Annotated in this window: 3 protein-coding genes; 2 read left to right on the forward strand and 1 reads right to left on the reverse strand. The window is 70.5% G+C overall.

The genetic code is table 11. From position 1 onward, the window contains the following. The coding region (locus ETD96_RS41865; RefSeq protein WP_205719732.1) for a hypothetical protein at window positions 1–770 on the forward strand (770 nt) is incomplete at its 5' end. A 260-nt stretch (window positions 771–1,030) separates the two neighbouring features. Here ETD96_RS41865 and ETD96_RS41870 read toward each other — a convergent pair. Beyond that, window positions 1,031–3,454 (reverse strand): glycoside hydrolase family 65 protein, encoded by a 2,424-nt coding sequence (locus ETD96_RS41870; protein WP_138642029.1) that lies wholly within the window; start codon window positions 3,452–3,454, stop codon window positions 1,031–1,033. A 186-nt stretch (window positions 3,455–3,640) separates the two neighbouring features. Here ETD96_RS41870 and ETD96_RS41875 point away from each other — a divergent pair. Then, window positions 3,641–4,333: universal stress protein (locus tag ETD96_RS41875; RefSeq protein ID WP_138642030.1), on the forward strand; the 693-nt coding region annotated here is incomplete at its 3' end.

Below are 4,333 nucleotides of genomic sequence, written 5' to 3' on the forward strand. Positions count from 1 at the left end.
CCCATGGCTCGACCCCCAGTATCGTGGTGGATCCCACCGCCGGCACCGGCGAGAGCGCGACCGACGTCGGACCGCGCAGCCCTCATGGGCTGCTCTGCACCGCGCTCCTCCGCGCGTCCCCCGGCGGCGTCCCACTCCGGCGCAGCCAGCTTCTTCTCGTCAGAGCCGCCCTTGTGTGCACGGCGCTGTCCATGCTGACCTACCTGGTCGGGCCGTGGCCCGGACCCGGCAATACGCGCACCCTGACTTTCTATTCGCCAGAGACGCTGATAATCCTGCCGCTGCCTTGGATCGTGGCGTTCATCCTCCTGTGCGTCATGTGGTTTCTGCCGCGCCGGCCGACGCTCGTCGCCGGCCTCGTCTTCGCGATCCTGAACGGCCTTCATCTGGAAGCCCTCGTCGTGTACAGCTACCAGAACAACAGGACCGCCGAGGCCATCGACCCCAACGACGCATTCGAGCTCTCCTGGATGCTGGGCGCGCTCGCATTGATGCTCGCCTTCACCGCGGTGAACCCATCGCTCACCGAAAAAGTGACGTCCCCGCCGACCCGCCACGCCCTGATCATCGCGGCCGTGCTCATCGAAGGCATGGTGGCCCTGCTCTGGCCCGGACCCGTCTACGAACTCGCAGGATCGGGCCTGGAGATCCTGGACGACTCCCTCGTGGACGACTCCCTTTTCCGCTCATTCCTGTTCCTCGCCGTCATCTGGATCGGCGTCCAGTCGTTCATCTGGTCCCACAGGGGCAGGGCGGCCCGACAGCACTGACGAATCAACCCGAAGGCACCAGGGCGGGTGTGTTGTCGAGTTGGAGGGTGGCCGTGGTGCCGAGGGCGGTCAGGGCGGCGCTGATCATGGACGCTGTCCAGCGTCGGCTGGGGAGAGTGTCGCCTGGTAAGCACGGCGCCCGCGCGAGGGGCGCACGCCGTCCCAGCCTGCCTGGAAGAGGTCGACCTCTTCGACACCGACCCTTCTCCGTCTGCTCGCTGGGACGCCAGATCGACGCCGCGCGGTGAGGTCAGGTCTTGCTAGAGCCCGGTAGGCGTTTGGGGACTTCTGCCGTGCTGGAGGGGGCTTTCCCAGGATGTGCCGGGGTGGATCTCGACGTCTTCGTCGCCGTAGCGGATGCGGATGGGGGACGTGGTGCCGGGGCGGAGCGCGACGCGGATCAGGTCCTGGCGGCAGGTCAGGTCGATGCCCCAGTGGCCGCGGTAGCGGAGGCCGAGGCGGAGTTCGCCGATCGCCGAGGGCAGGCGGGGGGCCACGTTCAGGGTGCCGCCGCGGGTGGTGATTCCGGCGTGGCAGCGCTGGACGAGGTCGACGGTGCCGGCCATCGCGCCGAGGTGGACGCCTTCGGGCGTCGTGCCTTGCTGGGCGTCGGTGATGTCGCTGAACAGCGACTCCAGGAAGATGCGCCAGGCCGTTTCGCCGTCGGTGTGGGCGAGGATCCAGGCGTGGACCAGGGAGCTGAGCGTGGAGCCGTCGCAGGTGCGCGGCAGGTAGTAGTCGATGGTTCTGGCGGCCAGGGCCGGGCCGTGCTCGTAGCCGAGTTCCCGGAGGATGTCGTCGAGTTCGCCGGGGGACAGGACGTAGAAGAGCATCAGCACGTCGGCCTGCTTGGAGGCCTTGTAGCGGTTGGTGGAGTCGCCCTCGGCTTCGAGGATGCGGTCCAGCCGGCGGATGTCGCCGTATCGTTCCCGGTAGCGGGCCCAGTCGAGTTCGGCCAGGTCGGCGTAGCCGTCGAACTGGCTGATCACGCCATCGTGGAACGGGACGTACATCTTGCGCGCGACGTCCTCGAAGCGGGTGATCTCCTCGCGGGTCAGGGCGAGCCGTTCCCGTAGTTCCGCGCGGCGGTCCTCGGGGAGGGCGGTGAGCGCGTCCAGTGCCCGGCGCAGGACCCAGACGGTGAGGACGTTGGTGTAGGCGTTGTCGTCCAGGCCCGGGGTGTCCCGTTCCGGGTAGGCGTCGTGGTATTCGTCGGGGCCCATGACGCCGTGGATTCCGTAGCGGTCGGTGGAGCGGTCGTAGGCGGCGAGATCGGCGAAGAAGCGGGCGATCTCCAGCATGATCTCGGTGCCGTACTCGGCGAGGAACCCGGTGTCGCCGGTCGCCTCGTAGTAGCGCCAGACGTTGTGGGCGATCGTCAGCCCGACATGGCGCTGCAGGTGCGAGTGGTCGGGCAGCCACCGGCCGGACCGCGGGTTGAGGTGGACGCGCTGGGTCTCCTCGCGGCCGTCGGCCGCGCTCTGCCACGGGTACATCGCGCCGCGGTGTCCGGCGCGGGACGCCGCGCGGCGCGCCTCGGGCAGGCGCCGCCACCGGTACATCAGCAGCGCGCGGGCGATCTCGGGGAACCGCATGGTCAGGAACGGCAGGATGAACAGTTCGTCCCAGAAGACGTGGCCGCGGTAGGCCTCCCCGTGCAGGCCGCGGGCGGGGACGCCGACGTCCAGGTCGACGCTGTGCTCGGAGACCGTCTGCAGCAGGTGGAAGATGTGGAGGTTGAGGACGCGCTGCACGTCGATGTGGTCGACGCTGAGCTGGCAGCGCCGCCAGAGCCGGGACCACGCCAGCGTGTGCCTTTCCAGCAGGGCGTCGAAGCCGCCGGCGCATGCGGCGGCCGCCAGCGCCGCCTGGGCGGGCTCTTCGATGGCGCGGTCGCGCGAGGTGAACACGGCGGCGATCTTCTCGATCGTGACCGGTTCTCCTTCGCGGATGTCCGTGGTCAGGTTCTGGCCCGTCCAGCCGGCCTCGGCGTGGTGGGTGCGCTCGGCGGGGAGGGAGACCCGGGTGCGGGCCGCCACCGCGACGCCGATGCGCGAGGACGTCGTCGTCGACCGCAGCAGAAGAAGCTCCGGGTCGCTCGGACGCAGGCTCTTCTCGTGATCCAGGTGTTTCTGGGGCAGGTTCCGGTACCGCTCGACGCCGGCGTTGACGACGCGTCCGTCCACCGCCGACAGGATCTCGATCGGGCCGCTCCAGTCCTCGGCCACGATGGTGGTCTCCAGCGCGGCCAGGTGGGGGTCGTCCATGGACACGATCCGGCGCTGCGCCACCCGCGACGTGCGGCCCCGTGTGTCGCGCACGCGGACCAGCCGGGTCAGGACGCCGCGCCGCAGGTCGAGTTCCTGCCGGTACGACAGCAGTCGGCCTTCGCGGTGGGCGCGGTCCGGGTCGAACCAGTCGCCGCCGGCCGGGCGGAAGGCCAGCGGCAGCCAGTTCGGCATGTTGACCAGATCGGCGTTGTCGGCCTGCAGCCCGTCCATCTCCACCGGCAGCCGGTCGTAGCAGCCCGCGATGTACGTCCCCGGATAGTGGACGCCGTCGGCGGACGACTCGGGGGCGGCTCCCCGGGTGGCGAAGTAGCCGTTGCCCAGCGTGCACAGGGCCTCGCGAAGCCCTTCGGCGTCGGGGTCGTAACCGTCGTAGGACAGGATCCACCGGTCCATGGTGTCTCCTCCCGCTGTCGTCCAGGCTCGTCCGCAGGGCATTCCCGGCCCTGACACGTTCTCACCGGCCGGCCGGGGCGGGCAGTGCCGGACGGCCGCCCCTTCCTGGGACCTTCGGCCCCTGCGAGGTGTTTGCGGTCCGCCGAACCTGAAATTGAGTCCCTAGCGGGCGAAGGGGGAGGACGGATGGTCGCACTGTCGCGGGCCCAGCGGCCGAACATCCTGTTCGGCTATGACGGGACCGAGGAGAACGAGTCGGCGCTGCGCTGGGCGGTCGAGGAGTCCCGGCTGCGGGAACTCGACCTGGTCATGTGCCACTGCTGGCATTGGCCCTATCCGCCGGGGCACGTGGACGCCGCCGTCGAGGCGATCGTCCAGCGGGCGGGCGAGAACCTGCTGCGCGAGGGCGCCCGCAAGGCCCGGGACCTGGGACCGGGCGGGAAGGTCTCCACGCTGCTCAGGCGCGAGCCCGTCACCGAGACGCTCGTCGACGAGTCCGACGACGCGGAGCTGATCGTCGTGGGCTCCCACGAGCGGTACCGGCTGCTCAACGCGTCCACGGCGGTGCAGCTGCCGGCGCGGACGCACCGGCCGGTGATCGCCGTCCGCGGCGGCGGAGCGCCGCGCGGCCTCATCGTGGCCGGCGTCGACGGGTCGGCGGGCGGGGACGCGGCGCTCGGCTTCGCGATCGAGGAGGCCGCCCTCCGCGACTCCGACCTTCGCGTGGTCTACGGGGCCTGGGAGCCCGGCGCCGTGCCCGACTTCGAGCTGCCCCTGTTCACCGACAAGGACAGGCTGTTCGAGGTGCGCACCGCGATGCTGGACGAGGCCGTCCGGCCGTGGAGGCGGCGTTATCCGGAGGTCGCCGTGCGGGTGTCG

Origin of the sequence: Actinomadura geliboluensis, from assembly GCF_005889745.1 — a bacterium.
Lineage (GTDB): Bacteria > Actinomycetota > Actinomycetes > Streptosporangiales > Streptosporangiaceae > Spirillospora > Spirillospora geliboluensis.

Excerpts from the sequence above, each read along its gene's own strand:
- ETD96_RS41870 (WP_138642029.1), bottom strand. The coding sequence starts at position 3,454 with ATGGACCGGTGGATCCTGTCCTACGACGGTTACGACCCCGACGCCGAA.